The following is a 15,338-nucleotide window of genomic DNA, read 5'->3' on the forward strand; positions in this document are numbered from 1 at the left end:
TACACAACCGATGGGTAGCCGTGCGTCCGCCGACGGCTGCCCCGCACAGCTCCGTGACAAGTGCTCCGTAGCGTCGTCGACGACACGAGGAACAGAGCAGGTCACGGGGATTCGGAGGCGGTTCGGATGAGGCACGGCGAGGTGCTCGACTTCGAGGAGTACGTACGCACGCGGCAGGACGCGCTGCTGCGCAGCGCCCGTCGGCTCGTCGCCGACCCCGTCGACGCGCAGGACCTCCTCCAGACGGCGCTGGCCCGCACGTTCGGCCGCTGGGACGGCATCGCCGACAAGTCCCTGGCCGACGCCTACCTGCGCCGGGTCATGATCAACACCCGGACGGAGTGGTGGCGCGCCCGCAAGCTCGACGAGGTCCCCACCGAGCAGCTGCCCGACGCCTGCGTCGACGACGCGACCGAGCAGCACGCCGACCGTGCCCTGCTGATGGACGTCCTGAAGGTGCTGGCGCCGAAGCAGCGCAGCGTCGTCGTCCTGCGTCACTGGGAGCAGATGAGCACCGAGGAGACGGCGGCGGCGCTCGGCATGTCGACGGGTACGGTGAAGTCGACGCTCCACCGCGCGCTCGCCCGGCTCCGCCAGGAGCTGGAGAGCCGCGACATCGACGCCGCCGCCCTGGGGCGGGCCGGGGAGCGGACGACCGTACGAGGTGACGAGAGGGGGCGGGAGCGGTGCGCGGCCTAGACGAGGCAGCCGACGGCGGCAGACGCCACGACGGCGACCCCTGCGAGAGCGGCGGCGGCGACCGGTTCCGGACCGGTCGGCGCCGCCCGCGTCGTACCGCCCGGGCGGCGGGCGCCACGGCCGTGGCCGGGCTCGTCGCCGCCGGGCTGTCGTTGGCCGCCTGTTCCACCGGTGGCACCGGTTCCCGTGACGAGGGCGCGGCCCGCACCGACGAGGTGGCCGCGGCGGCGCCCACCCCCTCCGTGTCGGTGAGCGAGGGTCCGCAGTCCGCCGAGCGGGTGGATCCGATCGCGCTGCTCAAGGCCGACCCGAAGATCGGGGACCGGCTCAAGGACGACCTGAAGCCGTGCGTCGCGGACGCCTATCCGGTGGACGCCTCGTACGGAAACCTCACGGACTCTCCGGCTCCGGACGTCGTCGTCAACGTCATGACCTGCGGTGATGCCGTGGGGATCGGCACGTATGTCTACCGCATGCAGAGCGACAGGTACGTGAACGTGTTCATGGCCGAGGAGGCCGCCGTGTACGCCACGATCGACCGGGGCGACCTCGTCGTCACCCGGCAGGTGTACGCGAAGGGCGACCCGGTCGCGTACCCCTCCGGCGAGGACGTGATCACGTACCGCTGGTCGGGGAACAGGTTCACCCAGCACGACTGGGTGCACAACGACTACAGCCGAGCGGTCGGCGACGGCGACGCTGCGGAGCCAGCGCCCAGCGAGCCCCCCGCGAACTGAGCCGCACCGCCCCTCGCCGTAGCCCCGCTCCTCGTCCCGTGCCCCATGACCCGAGACCCGTAACACCGCCCCTCCTCACGTATCCCGTATACCGCCCCTCTTCACGTATCCGGTATGACGTATCCCTTTTCCCCGACCGCCCGTATCCCGAAGGACGCGCACGATGGCCGAAACCCATGTCCTGTTCGTCGAGGACGACGATGTGATCCGTGAGGCCACCCAGCTCGCCCTGGAGCGGGACGGCTTCCGTGTCACGGCCATGCCCGACGGGCTCTCCGGCCTGGACGCCTTCCGGGCACAGCGGCCGGACATCGCGCTGCTCGACGTGATGCTGCCCGGCATGGACGGGGTCAGCCTCTGCCGCCGCATCCGCGACGAGTCGACGGTGCCGGTCATCATGCTGTCGGCGCGCGCCGACTCGATCGACGTCGTGCTGGGCCTGGAGGCCGGGGCCGACGACTACGTCACCAAGCCCTTCGACGGCTCGGTGCTCATGGCCCGCATCCGGGCCGTGCTGCGCCGTTTCGGCCACGCGGGCGGCGCGGGCGAGCACGGGGACGGGCCGGGCGACGGCGGCCTGCTGGCCTTCGGCGACCTGGAGGTCGACACCGAGGGCATGGAGGTCCTCAAGGGCGGGCAGCCGGTGGCGCTGACCCCGACGGAGATGCGGCTGCTCCTGGAGTTCTCGGCCGCGCCCGGCACCGTACTGTCCCGGGACAAGCTCCTGGAGCGGGTCTGGGACTACGGCTGGGGCGGCGACACCCGGGTCGTCGACGTCCACGTGCAGCGGCTGCGCGCCAAGATCGGCCAGGACCGGATCGAGACGGTCCGCGGCTTCGGCTACAAGCTCAAGAGCTAGGTCGGCATGATCCATCCCACGTCGTCCCCCGAGACGGGACCGGGCCGGTGAAGCTGCTCCCCCTCCGGACCGGGGTCCGCTGGAAGATCGCCGTCGCCATCGCGGCGGTCGGCGCCCTCATCGCGGTCACCCTCAGCATCGTCGTGCACAACGCCGCCCGGATCTCGATGCTCGACAACGCGCGCGAGGTGCAGATGGAGCGGCTGCTCTTCGCCCAGCGGATGTACGAGTCCTCGAAGCCCAAGGAGCCCCGCTTCGGCACGAAGATCAACGATCCGGCGCTGCCGCCCCAGCTCGACCAGCTGATGCGGGACAACCGGCGCGGCACGTACGTGCAGGAGCACCGGCACGGCGGGCCGCCCGACGTGTGGGCCGCCGTGCCGCTGGCCAGCGGCGACGTGCTGTCGCTGCACATCCCCTTCGCCGACCGCAGCGCGACGATCATGAACGATCTGGACCGGGCGCTGGTCATCGGCTCGGTCTCGGTGGTCTTCGGCGGCTGCGCCCTCGGCGTCCTGATCGGCGGCCGGATCTCCCGGCGGCTGCGGAAGGCCGCCGTCGCGGCCGGGCGGGTCGCCCAGGGCAACACGGACGTCCGGGTGCGGGACGCCGTCGGCGGGGTCGTACGGGACGAGACCGACGACCTGGCGTGGGCGGTCGACGCCCTGACCGACGCCCTCAACGAGCGGATCGAGGCCGAGCGCCGGGTCACCGCGGACATCGCGCACGAGCTGCGCACCCCGGTGACCGGGCTGCTCACGGCCGCCGAGCTGCTGCCGCCGGGGCGTCCGACCGAGCTCGTGCGGGACCGGGCGCAGGCGATGCGGACCCTGGTCGAGGACGTCCTGGAGGTGGCCCGGCTCGACAGCGCGTCGGAGCGGGCCGAGCTCCAGGAGATCGCGCTCGGCGAGTTCGTCGAGCGGCGGGTGCGCTCCCTGGACCCCGAGGTGGTCGTCCGGGTCGTCCACGACTCCTGGGTGAACACCGATCCACGGCGCCTGGAACGCGTCCTCGGCAACCTCCTCGCGAACGCGGCCAAGCACGGCAAGCCGCCGGTCGAGGTCACCGTCGAGGGCCGTGTGGTGCGCGTCCGCGACCACGGCCCCGGTTTCCCGGAGGCGCTCCTCAAGGAGGGGCCGAGCAGGTTCCGTACGGGCACGAGCGACCGCGCCGGCCAGGGCCACGGCCTGGGGCTGACCATCGCGGTGGGCCAGGCGCGGGTCCTCGGCGCCCGGCTGACCTTCCGGAACGTGGCCTCCGAGGCGGCCCCGAACGGGGTGGGCGGCGCCATCGCCGTCCTGTGGCTGCCGGACCACGCCCCGACGAACACGGGCAGCTTCCCGGTCCTGCGGCTGCCGGGGTGAGACAGGCGTACGGGGAAGCGGCGAGGCCTCTGCCGGGGGTGGCCCCGGTGCCGGGCGCGGGCCCGACGCCGGACGTGGCCCCGACTCCGGGCGTGTGGCCACGGGTCCGCCGCCGCGGGTGAGGAGGCGTACGGGAAAGGGGCCGGGTCCTTGGTCAGGACCCGGCCCCTTCGCCGTACGCGCTACCGGTCTCAGACCGTCTCCGCGACCTTCACCGTGTCGCCGGACTCCGGCTTCGGTGCCGCCGCCGGTCCCGCGCCCCGGAGCGTCACCTCCTTGACGAAGAAGGCGAGGGCGAAGCCGAGGACGGCGACCGCGGAGGCGAGCAGGAAGGCGCCGTGGGTGCCGGTGGCGACCGCGTGCTGGTAGGCCTCGCGGAGGGCCGCCGGCAGCTTGGCGAGGCTGGCCGCGTCGAGCTGTGCGGTGTGCTCCGTGAGTCCGGAGCCGCCGCGGGCGGCCATCTCGTCCTGGACGCGGCTGGTGAAGAGCGCGCCCATGACGGCGACGCCGAAGGAGGAGCCGAGCGTCCGGAACAGGGTGGTGGAGGACGAGGCGACGCCCATGTCCTTCATCTCCACGCTGTTCTGGGCGACCAGCATGGTGATCTGCATCAGGAAGCCCATGCCGGCGCCGAGGACGGCCATCCAGACTCCGGAGACCAGGCGCGAGGTGCCGGTGTCCATGGTGGAGAGCAGGTAGAGGCCGACCACCATGAGGGCCCCGCCGGCGATCGGGAAGACCTTGTACTTTCCGGTGCTGGTGGTGACGCGGCCGACGACCAGCGAGACGACCATCATCGACAGCAGCATCGGCAGGAGGAGCAGGCCGGAGTTGGTCGCCGAGGCGCCCTGGACGGACTGCTGGAAGATCGGCAGGTAGAGGACCGCGCCGAACATCACGAAGCCGGTGATGAAGCCGATCAGGGACATCAGGGTGAAGTTGCGGCTGCGGAAGATGTGCAGCGGCATGATCGGGTCGCTCGCGCGGGTCTCGACGAAGAGGAAGGCGGCGAGCGCGGCGGCTCCGCCGAGCGCGAGGCCGACGATCACGCCCGAGCCCCAGGCGTACTCCGTACCGCCCCAGGTGGTGACGAGGACGATCGCGGTGATGCCGACGGTCAGCAGTCCGGCGCCGAGGAAGTCGATCCGGGTGCCGGTGGCACGCTGCTTCTTCGGCAGGTGCAGGACGGTGCTCACCATGGCGAGGGCGACGACGCCGAGCGGCAGGTTGATGTAGAAGGACCAGCGCCAGCCCCAGTGGTCGGTGATGGTGCCGCCGACGAGGGGTCCGCCGATCATGGCGAGGGCCATCACGCCGGCCATCATGCCCTGGTACTTGCCGCGCTCGCGGGGCGGGATCAGGTCGCCGATGATCGCCATGACGCCGACCATGAGGCCGCCGGCGCCGAGGCCCTGGACGGTGCGGAAGCCGATGAGCTGGCCCATGCCCTGGGCCATGCCGCTGAGCGCCGAGCCGATCAGGAAGATCACGATCGAGGCGAGGAAGACGCCCTTGCGGCCGAACATGTCGCCGACCTTGCCCCAGAGGGGGGTGGAGGCGGCGGTGGCCAGGGTGTACGCGGTGACGACCCAGGAGAGGTGCTCCAGGCCGCCGAGCTCGCCGACGATCGTCGGCATCGCGGTACCGATGATCATGTTGTCGAGCATCGCGAGCAGCATCGCGATCATGAGGGCGAGCAGGACGACGCGGACGCTGCGCGCGGGTGGTGCCTCCCCCTCGGCCGTCTTGACTGTCTCGTTGGTCGCCATGTTGTTCCCTTACTTGCCGCCCGGCTAGTTACTACACTGGGGACGGTAGACGCGGAACTAGCCGGTCGTCAAGTAAGTAAGTGTGGAAGCGAGAGACCATGGTCCAGGCCCGAGGCAACACCCGCCAGCGCATCCAGGACGTGGCTCTCGCCCTCTTCGCCGAGCAGGGCTACGAGAAGACCTCGCTGCGCGAGATCGCGGAACGCCTCGACGTCACCAAGGCCGCGCTCTACTACCACTTCAAGACCAAGGAAGACATCCTCATCGGGATCTTCGAGGACCTGACCCGGCCCATGGACGAGCTGATCGCCTGGGCCGAGGAGCAGCCCCGCACGCTGGAGACCAAGCAGGAGGTCCTGCGCCGCTACCAGGTGGCGCTGCGCGCGGCGGAACCCCTCTTCCGCTTCATCCAGGAGAACCAGGCCACCGTGCGCGAGCTCAGCGTCGGCCTGACCTTCAAGGAGCGCATGCTCACGCTGAGCGACCTCATCCAGGAGCCCGACCTCCCGATGACGGACAAGGTCCGCTGCGTCAGCGCGATCTTCACCCTGCACGCGGGCACGTTCTTCATGCAGAACGTCGAAGGCGACCCGGAGGACAAGCACGGAGCCGTCCTCGAGGTCGCCCTCGATCTGATCAGTCAGGCCTACTCGGCCTCCTGAGGCGGGTCGGGTCAGATGCCGACGCCGTGGGCCCGCAGGAAGGCGGCCGGGTTGACGGCGGAGCCGTAGTTCGGGGTCGTACGGATCTCGAAGTGCAGGTGGGGGCCGGAGGAGTTGCCGGTGTTGCCCGAGAGGGCGATCTGCTGGCCGGCGGCGACCTTCTGGCCGATGTTGACCTTGATCTTCGACAGGTGGGCGTACTGCGAGTACGTGCCGTTGGCGTGCTTGACGACGATCGCGTTGCCGTACGCGGGGCCGTCGCCGCCGCCGTTCGGACCGGCCTTCACGACGGTGCCCGCGCCCGCGGCCTTGACCGGGGTGCCGACCGGGACGGCGAAGTCCTGGCCGGAGTGCTTGTGGGCCCACATCGCGCCGCCCTGGTTGTAGCTGGCGGACAGCGTGTACGAGGTGACCGGCTTGACCCAGGACGCGGCCTTCTTGGCCGTGACGGCCTTCTTCGCGGCCGCGGCCTTCACGGCGGCGGTCTTGGCAGCCGCGGTCTTCGCGGCTGCGGTCTTCGCGGCTGCGGTCTTCGCGGCCGCGGCCTTCACCTGGGCGGCCACCTTGGCCTGGGTCTCGGCCTGGGTCGCGACGGCGGCGGACGCGGTCGCGGCGAGCGGGGTGACGGCCTTGCCCTCGGCGGCGAAGGCGGACCCTGCTCCGGCCACCAGCGACGCTCCCAGACCCGCGGCGGCGAGGGCGACGGCGGCGGTACGGGCGGCGGGGTTCATGACGCGCTTCGACATACGGGGGAAAACCTCCGGGAAGTACGGGACCCGGCGCGATCGGTGCTTCGCGTCGGGCTTGCTCATCCTTGGTAACCCGGACCCCCGCCAAGCCCAAAACACCCCATCTACGACATGGCGTCGTAGCGATCTCCCCCGGAGATCGACCCTTGACGGCCTTGCCTTCAACTTCTGAAACCGGACATAACGACACAAGAGAATCGGTTTATCCGCACGTCACGGGGGGCCGGAACCGCCCGAAAGGCCGGGCCCGCCCGGTTCGGGACCCCGGGGGCCCAAAGTCCCGGCGGTTGATCCCTGAACGTCCCGAATCGCCACCAAAGGTCGCCACTATTCCTGTTAGTACCCCTCGAAACGCCTGTGCCGCTTGTCACCCGGCGCCGGCCGCGAATGGGACCTGGGTCACGCAACCGACCCCCCGGAAAGGCCGTCCCGCACTACGCTGGCGCATTCGATGATCTTCGGGGGGACACCTATGGAACCGGCACTCATCGGCACCCGGCTCGCCTCCGCGGCGATCAGCCCACTGCTGAAGAAACTGCTGGTCAGCGACGGCCCGGGAGCCGGACTCACCGGCAACGCGCCCAAAGTGAGGCTCTCCGGCCTCGTCTCCTTCCGCGGCGAGAAGCGCAGCCTCACGGAGAAGGACGTCCGCAGACTCGCAGCGACGCTGGTCGACCGCTCCCGGGACGGGCGCGGCGAGGCCCCGTTCCCCGCCGACGAGACCGAGGCCGTCGTCCACACCCTGGGGACGACCCTCCTCGCCCTCGGCGACCTCGACATGGACGACGTCCAGGCCGTACGCCTCGGCCACCACGCCCTCGCCCGCCGCCTCCGGGCCGCCGCTCCCGCCCCCGACGGCCTCTCCACGGACTCCGCCCTCTACCTGGAGTCCCTCACCGAATGGGCCTGCCTCCACATCCTGGAGTTCTTCACCCAGCGCTCCACCTTCATCGCCCGCAGCCTCGTCGAACAGACCCGCGGCCAGACCGAACTCATCGCCAAACTCGACGAGCTCATCCGCCGCACCCCCCGCCCGGACGGCCGCGACACCGCCTTCGAGCGCCGCTACCTGGACCACCTCGCGAAGAAGCACGGCCGCCTCACCATCTACGGCATCGACCTCCACCACTCACCGGACCGATGGCCGCTGGACCTGGCGTACCTGTCCCTGGAGGCGACGGGGGCCGGGTTCGACAGCCCCTGGTCCGAGACCGGAACGGCCGCTCCCGCGACGACCGACGGGCCCGCCCCCGCGGGCGACCACCCCGAGGAGAGCGCCTGGTTCTCCGCGGCGCCCCCGGGCCACGGCATCCCCTTCGAGACCGAAACAGCCCCTCCGGCGGCACCCGGGGGGCCCGCCCCCGCGAACGGGGGCACGGACGAGAGCCCCTGGTTCTCCGCGGTGCCCCTGGACCACGACATCCGCGCCGACCTCGCGCTCGCCCGGTACGACCGCGTCCTCCTGCGCGGCCTCGCCGGCTCCGGCAAGACCACGCTCATCCAGTGGCTCACCGTCTCCGCCGCCGCGGCCACCGACCGCGGCGAGGACATGGCCTACCTGAACGGCCGCATCCCCTTCGTCCTCCCCCTCCGCACCCTCACCCGCCACGGCGAACGGCTCCCCGCCCCCGACAGCTTCCTGTCCGCCGCCGGCTGCCCGCTCACCGCGCCCGACGGCTGGGCCGACCGGGTCCTCTCCGCCGGACGCGGCCTGATCCTCGTCGACGGCATCGACGAGATCCCCGAGGCGGAACGCGGCCGGGCCCGCGAATGGCTCCGCGGCCTCCTCGACACGTACGACGGCAACCGCTGGCTCGTGACCTCGCGCCCCACCGCCGTACGGGACGACTGGCTGGCCCCCGACGGCTTCGCCGAGCTGACCCTCTCCCCCATGAACCGCGCCGCGGTCACCACCTACGTACGCCGCTGGCACCAGGCCGCCGGACCGGACGCGGCGCCGTACGAGCAGCCGCTCCTCGACGCCCTGCGCACCGCGGAGCACGTCGCCCAGCTCGCCACCAACCCCCTCATGTGCGGCCTCATCTGCGCCCTCCACCGCGATCGGCGCGGCTTCCTGCCCCGCGGCCGCAAGGCCCTCTACGAAGCCGCCCTCTCCATGCTCCTCTCCCGCCGCGACCGCGAGCGGGACATGGCCGCGCCGTACGGCGTCACCCTCGACGACGCCCCGCAGATCCAGCTGATCCAGCGCCTCGCGTACTGGCTGACGCTCAACGGCCGGACCCAGCTGGACCGCGCCCGCGCCGAGTCGATCGTGACGGAGGCGGCCCCCGCCGTCCCCGAGGCCTCCGCCTACGACCCGGACGCGCTCTTCACCCACCTCCTCCACCGCAGCGGCCTCCTGCGCGAGCCCACCGAGGACACCGTCGACTTCGTCCACCGCACCTTCCAGGACTACCTGGCCGCCAAGGCCCTCGTGGACCACTGGGACATCGGCGTCCTCATCGGGCACGCCACCGACGACCAGTGGGAGGACGTCATCCGCATGGCCGTCGGCCACGCCCGGCCCCGCGAATGCGCGGAGATCCTGCGCGAACTGCTCGCCGCCGCCGACGCCGCCGAGGACCGCCGACTCCGGCTGCGGCTCCTGCTCCTGGCCGCGACGGCCCTGGAGCACGCCATCGAGGTGGCCCCGGAAGTACGCGACGAGGTGCTGGCCCGCACGGCCGAGGTGATCCCGCCGCGGACGCCGGAGGAAGCCCGCGAGCTGGCCGACGTGGGCCGCCTCGTCCTGGACCTGCTGCCGGGCCCGGAGCGGTTGGGCGACGAGGAATCCCTGATGGTGGTGACGACGGCGACCCACGTCCCCGCCGACGCGGCGATGCCCTACCTGGCCCGCTTCGCCGGCCACCCCGACATCAAGGTCCGCTCCCAGCTCGTCTGGGGATGGTCCCGCTTCGACGCGGAGCAGTACGCCGAGGAGGTCATCGCCCGACTCGACCCGGACGGCCTCTTCTACACCGTCGTGAACGACGAGCAGGCCGCCGCGCTGTCGCGGCTGGGTCTGCGGCCCGCGTTGCTGGACATCAGGGCGGCGGGTGTCAGCGAGTCCGGCTTCGCCCTTCTCCAGCCCTTGCTGCGCGCCGCCCGCGGTCTCAGGGTCCTCGATACCGGCCACCTCCCCCGGGTGCTCGACCACCTCGGAGGCGTACGGCTGCCGGGGGTGTCGGCGCTCGTGATGGAAGTCGACTTCCACGATCCGCCTCTCCGGCTGATCGCCGGCACCTTCCCGCACCTGCAGAGCCTCGTTCTCGAGGCGGAGCCCGACGCCCGATGGGACGTGACCCCCCTCGCGCCCCTGCGCCACCTGGATCGGCTGTTCGTTCCGACGGGAGCCGAGCTGACCGGCATCGAGCACCTCCCGAAGAACATCAGCGTCATCGCCTGACGCAAAGGGGCGGCCCCGGAACCGTGGAGGTTCCGGGGCCGCCCCTTGGGTGCTGCCGCTCAGCGGAGCGTTACGCGTCCTTCGAGAGGTTCGGGCCGGTGCCGCCCGTGGCCTCGATGGGCGGGGAGTCGGGCAGGGCCGACTTCTCCTCGCCGCGGAAGGTGAACTTGCGCTCCTCGCCGTCGCCCTCGGTGTCCACGACCACGATGTGGCCGGGACGGAGGTCGCCGAAGAGGATCTTCTCCGACAGCGTGTCCTCGATCTCGCGCTGGATCGTCCGGCGGAGCGGACGGGCGCCGAGCACCGGGTCGTAACCCTTCTTGGCGAGCAGCTCCTTGGCGGACTGGGAGAGCTCGATGCCCATGTCCCGGTCCTTGAGGCGCTCGTCGACGCGGCCGATCATGAGGTCGACGATCTGGAGGATGTCGTCCTGGGTCAGCTGCGGGAAGACGATGATGTCGTCCACACGGTTGAGGAACTCCGGACGGAAGTGCTGCTTCAGCTCGTCGCTGACCTTCGCCTTCATCCGCTCGTAGTTGGACTTCGTGTCGCCCTGGGCGGCGAAGCCCAGGTTGAAGCCCTTCGAGATGTCCCGGGTCCCGAGGTTGGTGGTCATGATGATCACCGTGTTCTTGAAGTCCACGACCCGGCCCTGGGAGTCGGTCAGGCGACCGTCCTCCAGGATCTGGAGAAGGGAATTGAAGATATCGGGGTGGGCCTTCTCGACCTCGTCGAAGAGGACGACGGAGAACGGCTTGCGGCGCACCTTCTCGGTGAGCTGGCCGCCCTCTTCGTAGCCGACGTATCCGGGCGGCGAACCGAAGAGGCGGGAAACCGTGTGCTTCTCGCTGAACTCCGACATGTCGAGGGAGATCATCGCGTCCTCGTCGCCGAAGAGGAATTCGGCGAGGGCCTTCGAAAGCTCGGTCTTACCCACACCGGACGGACCGGCGAAGATGAACGAGCCACCGGGGCGCTTCGGGTCCTTCAGACCGGCCCGCGTACGGCGGATGGCCCGCGACAGGCCCCTGACGGCGTCCTTCTGGCCGATGACGCGCTTGTGGAGCTCGTCCTCCATGCGGAGCAGGCGGCTGGACTCCTCCTCGGTCAGCTTGAAGACCGGGATGCCGGTGGCGGTCGCGAGGACCTCGGCGATCAGCTCGCCGTCGACCTCGGCGACGACGTCCATGTCGCCGGCCTTCCACTCCTTCTCGCGCTTGGCCTTCGCGGCGAGGAGCTGCTTCTCCTTGTCGCGGAGCGAGGCGGCCTTCTCGAAGTCCTGCGAGTCGATCGCGGACTCCTTGTCGCGGCGGACGCCGGCGATCTTCTCGTCGAACTCGCGGAGGTCCGGCGGCGCGGTCATCCGGCGGATGCGCATCCGGGAACCGGCCTCGTCGATCAGGTCGATCGCCTTGTCCGGGAGGAAGCGGTCCGAGATGTACCGGTCGGCGAGGGTCGCGGCCTGGACGAGGGCCTCGTCGGTGATGGAGACCCGGTGGTGGGCCTCGTACCGGTCGCGCAGACCCTTGAGGATCTCGATGGTGTGCGGCAGCGACGGCTCGGCGACCTGGATGGGCTGGAAGCGGCGCTCGAGGGCCGCGTCCTTCTCCAGGTACTTGCGGTACTCGTCGAGGGTGGTCGCACCGATGGTCTGGAGCTCACCGCGGGCCAGCATCGGCTTGAGGATGCTGGCGGCGTCGATCGCGCCCTCGGCGGCGCCCGCACCCACGAGGGTGTGGAGCTCGTCGATGAACAGGATGATGTCGCCGCGGGTGCGGATCTCCTTGAGGACCTTCTTCAGGCGCTCCTCGAAGTCACCGCGGTAGCGGGAGCCGGCGACCAGCGCGCCGAGGTCCAGGGTGTAGAGGTGCTTGTCCTTGAGGGTCTCGGGCACCTCGCCCTTGACGATGGCCTGGGCGAGGCCCTCGACGACGGCGGTCTTGCCGACGCCGGGCTCGCCGATGAGGACCGGGTTGTTCTTGGTCCGGCGGGACAGCACCTGCATGACCCGCTCGATCTCCTTCTCGCGCCCGATGACCGGGTCGAGCTTGGATTCGCGGGCCGCCTGGGTGAGGTTGCGGCCGAACTGGTCGAGGACCAGGGACGTCGAGGGGGTGCCCTCGGCAGGACCGCCGGCCGTGGCGGCTTCCTTGCCCTGGTAGCCGGAGAGCAGCTGGATGACCTGCTGACGCACCCGGTTGAGGTCGGCGCCCAGCTTCACGAGGACCTGGGCGGCGACGCCCTCGCCCTCGCGGATCAGGCCGAGCAGGATGTGCTCGGTGCCGATGTAGTTGTGGCCGAGCTGGAGGGCCTCGCGGAGCGAGAGCTCCAGGACCTTCTTGGCACGAGGGGTGAAGGGGATGTGCCCGGACGGGGCCTGCTGGCCCTGGCCGATGATCTCCTCCACCTGCTGGCGGACCGCCTCGAGCGAAATCCCGAGGCTCTCCAGGGCCTTAGCGGCGACACCCTCACCCTCGTGGATAAGGCCCAGAAGGATGTGCTCGGTGCCGATGTAGTTGTGGTTGAGCATCCGGGCTTCTTCCTGAGCCAGGACGACAACCCGCCGCGCGCGGTCGGTGAACCTCTCGAACATCGTTAATCGCTCCTCAGAGCGGTCAGTCAGTTAGGGGTCGATCCCCTCCCTGTCCTTCCGCAGCTTAGTCCCGCAAGCGGGGACCGCTCATTCCAACTGCCGACATCCGTCCGGATCACCCCCTCTTCCGCGGGGAGACCTGCTGCCGAACAGCCGACAAATGCTCCAACCCGATGGTGCGAGACGATGTTCCCGCAGGCCAAGTAGTTACCCGCGCCATCAGTACGCCGATGGCGAACGTGAGACGCCGAAGCCCGCGAGTCGCCCCTCTCCACTAGGAATGTCTTACCCGTAAGCACTGACACTCCATGCGGCGCACCCCGGTTCCCTCCGCTACCAGCGAACACCCTTGCGCGGTCGAATGCACGCGTACGCCCCATCACGGACACGGTGCGCATCCGGAAGGGGACCGACCGTCACGAAGCCGGGTCCGCGGGCGTAACCAACACGCCTCCGCGGGAGTTCCACCGGACATGGCCTTCACCGTCCCGCCGCCGCGCTCGCCGATCGACGGCATCGCGCGGTGGTACGAGGACGAGCTCGGCTGGGCGACGGAGGCGGGGCCGCCGGTGCAGCTCGTCACGGGGCTGCGGTTCGACGTCCTGGAGCTGCCCGCCGCGGCCGGCCGGGGCGTGCTGCGCCGGATGGGCGCGGCGACGGGTCCCGTGGCCCTGACGGGGTGCCGGATGCGGCTGCTCGTGGCCGCGGGAAGCGCGGAGGAGCTGCCGGGACTGCTCGACTGGCTGGAGTGGGGCGGGATCTCGCTGGATCTCGCCGGTCTGGGCGCCGATGGCCGGATGGCCGCGCCCCTTCCCCCGGGGCGCGGCGACTCCGGTACCCGGGGCGCCGCCGGGTGGCTGCGGGCGCCCGTGCCGGGCCACGAGGTGGAGGCCTCGCTGCCGGCCCTGCGGACCGCGCCGTGGGGCGGTGCGGATGCCCCGTGCCTGGTGCGGCTCGTGGCCGCGGCCGCGGCGGAGTGCCACCGGGTGCGGCTGCTGAGTGCCCGGACCGGTGGGCCGGCGGCTCAGCAGCTGTCGCCTCAGCGGTTCGCGTCCTCGTAGGCCGCCTTGACGGTGGCGGGCACGCGGCCGCGGTCGTTCACGTCGTAGCCGTTCTCCTTGGCCCACGCGCGGATCTTGGCGGTGTCGGGGCTGCCGGCCGCGACACGGGTCTTGCCGCGTCCGCCCGTGGTGCGGCCACCGGTGCGGCGACCACCCGCGGTGTAGGGCTCCAGCAGACCGCGGAGCTTTTCGGCGTTGGCGGTGGTGAGGTCGATCTCGTAGGTCTTCCCGTCCAGTGCGAACGTCACCGTCTCGTCCGCTTCGACGCCGTCGAGGTCGTCGACAAGAAGGACCTGAACCTTCTGTGCCACCGGATTTCCTTTCATCGAAAATGCAGTACGCGGAAAGGAAACCGCTTTTCCCGGAAAAACACAAACCCCTGGCAGAGGTTCAGAACCCCGGCAACGCGGGAAACGTGCGCGATTCGGACATAGGGTTACAGGTGCAGAAGCATCCGGCTGTTGCCCAAGGTGTTCGGCTTCACTCGTTCGAGACCGAGGAACTCGGCGACTCCCTCGTCATAGGAACGCAGGAGCTCGCTGTAGACATCTCCGTCGACCGGGGTCTCGCCGATCTCGACGAAGCCGTGCTTCGCGAAGAAGTCGACTTCGAAGGTCAGGCAGAATACCCGCCGCACCCCGAGCCATCGGGCCGTGTGCAACAACTTGTTCAGCACCTGATGTCCGACTCCGGCTCCCTTGAACTCGGGATCCACGGCGAGAGTGCGGACTTCGGCGAGGTCTTCCCACATGACGTGGAGGGCGCCGCAGCCGACGACGGTGGCGTCCTCGTCGCGTTCCGCGACCCAGAACTCCTGGATGGACTCGTAAAGGGTCACGGTCGCCTTGTCGAGCAGGATGCCGCGACGGACGAAAGGATCGACGAGCCGGCGGACCGCGGCGACATCGCCTGTGCGGGCCCTGCGGACGGTGACGGCTTTGGCGGAGGCCGCGGAGGCGGCCGGAGAGGCAGACGGCGACATGGGGGGACGCTATCGCTCCCGGACCCCTGTTCCGTCGGCGCCCTCCTCGGGCGGGGCGGTCAGCGGGTTGTCGCGCTGGACGATTCGGATGGCGTCGTTCAGGGCCTCGCGCTGGTCCTGCGACATCATCCCGAAGAACGCGATGAGAGCGGCCGCCGGGTTGTCGCTCCGGGCCCAGGCCTCGTTCATCAGGGCGGCCGAGTAGGCGGCCCGGGTGGAGACCGCGGTATATCGATAGGCGCGGCCTTCGACTTCGCGGCGCACCCAGCCCTTCTGATGGAGATTGTCCATGACGGTCATGACGGTCGTGTAGGCGATGGACCGTTCCTGCTGGAGGTCCTCCAGAACTTCCCGGACGGTCACCGGGCGGTTCCATTGCCAGACGCGCGTCATGACGGCGTCTTCGAGCTCTCCCAATGGACGGGGCACAACGTCACCTTAGTGCGCAAAAAGCCAA

At 70.5% G+C, this 15,338-nt stretch carries 13 protein-coding genes; 7 read left to right on the forward strand and 6 right to left on the reverse strand.

Going from position 1 to position 15,338, the window contains the following annotated elements; genetic code table 11:
* The first annotated feature begins 126 nt into the window (after positions 1-126).
* The 4 genes from AC067A_RS20655 to cseC all read left to right on the forward strand — a co-directional run bounded on the left by AC067A_RS20655 (position 127) and on the right by cseC (position 3,659).
* Positions 127-699 carry a SigE family RNA polymerase sigma factor gene (locus AC067A_RS20655; RefSeq protein ID WP_479243940.1) on the forward strand — a complete coding sequence of 191 codons (573 nt, stop codon included), beginning with the start codon at positions 127-129 and terminating at the stop codon, positions 697-699.
* Positions 687-1,436: a hypothetical protein gene (locus AC067A_RS20660; RefSeq protein WP_479243941.1), complete on the forward strand. Its 750-nt coding sequence runs from the start codon at positions 687-689 to the stop codon at positions 1,434-1,436. Before AC067A_RS20655 ends, AC067A_RS20660 begins: the two co-directional genes overlap by 13 nt.
* Positions 1,437-1,599: 163 nt before the next feature.
* Positions 1,600-2,295, forward strand: coding sequence for a two-component system response regulator CseB (gene cseB, locus AC067A_RS20665; RefSeq protein ID WP_479243942.1), 696 nt, complete (start codon positions 1,600-1,602; stop codon positions 2,293-2,295).
* Entirely contained in the window at positions 2,184-3,659 is a 1,476-nt protein-coding gene (cseC, locus tag AC067A_RS20670; protein ID WP_479244136.1) for a two-component system sensor histidine kinase CseC, read from the forward strand. Before cseB ends, cseC begins: the two co-directional genes overlap by 112 nt.
* A 191-nt stretch (positions 3,660-3,850) precedes the next feature.
* Here the strand turns inward: cseC and AC067A_RS20675 are convergent, their stop codons facing one another.
* Complete coding sequence (locus tag AC067A_RS20675) at positions 3,851-5,428, reverse strand: MDR family MFS transporter (protein ID WP_479243943.1); 1,578 nt, start codon at positions 5,426-5,428, stop codon at positions 3,851-3,853.
* A 98-nt stretch (positions 5,429-5,526) separates the two neighbouring features.
* On the opposite strand from AC067A_RS20675, the gene AC067A_RS20680 reads away from it, so the two are divergent.
* Complete coding sequence (locus AC067A_RS20680) at positions 5,527-6,090, forward strand: TetR/AcrR family transcriptional regulator (RefSeq protein WP_479243944.1); 564 nt, start codon at positions 5,527-5,529, stop codon at positions 6,088-6,090.
* Positions 6,091-6,101: 11 nt separating this feature from the next.
* Here the strand turns inward: AC067A_RS20680 and AC067A_RS20685 are convergent, their stop codons facing one another.
* On the reverse strand, positions 6,102-6,836 hold the full coding sequence (locus AC067A_RS20685; protein ID WP_479243945.1) for a M23 family metallopeptidase: 735 nt from the start codon (positions 6,834-6,836) through the stop codon (positions 6,102-6,104).
* Between the two features lie 475 nt (positions 6,837-7,311).
* Here AC067A_RS20685 and AC067A_RS20690 point away from each other — a divergent pair, with 475 nt between their 5' ends.
* Complete coding sequence (locus AC067A_RS20690; protein WP_479243946.1) at positions 7,312-10,245, forward strand: NACHT domain-containing protein; 2,934 nt, start codon at positions 7,312-7,314, stop codon at positions 10,243-10,245.
* A 70-nt stretch (positions 10,246-10,315) separates the two neighbouring features.
* On the opposite strand, the gene AC067A_RS20695 is transcribed toward AC067A_RS20690, so the two are convergent.
* On the reverse strand, positions 10,316-12,838 hold the full coding sequence (locus tag AC067A_RS20695; protein ID WP_479243947.1) for an ATP-dependent Clp protease ATP-binding subunit: 2,523 nt from the start codon (positions 12,836-12,838) through the stop codon (positions 10,316-10,318).
* Positions 12,839-13,311: 473 nt separating this feature from the next.
* Between AC067A_RS20695 and AC067A_RS20700 the strand changes: the two genes are divergently transcribed.
* Positions 13,312-13,899 (forward strand): SCO3374 family protein, encoded by a 588-nt coding sequence (locus AC067A_RS20700; RefSeq protein WP_479243948.1) that lies wholly within the window; start codon positions 13,312-13,314, stop codon positions 13,897-13,899.
* Here AC067A_RS20700 and AC067A_RS20705 read toward each other — a convergent pair.
* From AC067A_RS20705 to AC067A_RS20715, 3 genes are all read right to left on the reverse strand, one after another.
* Complete coding sequence (locus AC067A_RS20705; RefSeq protein WP_479243949.1) at positions 13,878-14,210, reverse strand: histone-like nucleoid-structuring protein Lsr2; 333 nt, start codon at positions 14,208-14,210, stop codon at positions 13,878-13,880. The genes AC067A_RS20700 and AC067A_RS20705 overlap by 22 nt on opposite strands.
* 125 nt (positions 14,211-14,335) lie before the next feature.
* Positions 14,336-14,881 (reverse strand): amino-acid N-acetyltransferase, encoded by a 546-nt coding sequence (locus AC067A_RS20710; protein WP_479243950.1) that lies wholly within the window; start codon positions 14,879-14,881, stop codon positions 14,336-14,338.
* Between the two features lie 9 nt (positions 14,882-14,890).
* On the reverse strand, positions 14,891-15,310 hold the full coding sequence (locus tag AC067A_RS20715) for a BlaI/MecI/CopY family transcriptional regulator (protein WP_479243951.1): 420 nt from the start codon (positions 15,308-15,310) through the stop codon (positions 14,891-14,893).
* Positions 15,311-15,338 lie beyond the last annotated feature (28 nt).

Source organism: Streptomyces sp. NPDC043176, from assembly GCF_056436715.1.

What these genes read in the sequence shown, in the direction of transcription:
- AC067A_RS20655 (WP_479243940.1), top strand. Translation starts at nt 127, where the DNA reads ATGAGGCACGGCGAGGTGCTCGACTTCGAGGAGTACGTACGCACGCGG.
- cseB (WP_479243942.1), top strand. Translation starts at nt 1,600, where the DNA reads ATGGCCGAAACCCATGTCCTGTTCGTCGAGGACGACGATGTGATCCGT.
- AC067A_RS20675 (WP_479243943.1), bottom strand. Translation starts at nt 5,428, where the DNA reads ATGGCGACCAACGAGACAGTCAAGACGGCCGAGGGGGAGGCACCACCC.
- AC067A_RS20680 (WP_479243944.1), top strand. Translation starts at nt 5,527, where the DNA reads ATGGTCCAGGCCCGAGGCAACACCCGCCAGCGCATCCAGGACGTGGCT.
- AC067A_RS20685 (WP_479243945.1), bottom strand. Translation starts at nt 6,836, where the DNA reads ATGTCGAAGCGCGTCATGAACCCCGCCGCCCGTACCGCCGCCGTCGCC.
- AC067A_RS20690 (WP_479243946.1), top strand. Translation starts at nt 7,312, where the DNA reads ATGGAACCGGCACTCATCGGCACCCGGCTCGCCTCCGCGGCGATCAGC.
- AC067A_RS20695 (WP_479243947.1), bottom strand. Translation starts at nt 12,838, where the DNA reads ATGTTCGAGAGGTTCACCGACCGCGCGCGGCGGGTTGTCGTCCTGGCT.
- AC067A_RS20700 (WP_479243948.1), top strand. Translation starts at nt 13,312, where the DNA reads ATGGCCTTCACCGTCCCGCCGCCGCGCTCGCCGATCGACGGCATCGCG.
- AC067A_RS20710 (WP_479243950.1), bottom strand. Translation starts at nt 14,881, where the DNA reads ATGTCGCCGTCTGCCTCTCCGGCCGCCTCCGCGGCCTCCGCCAAAGCC.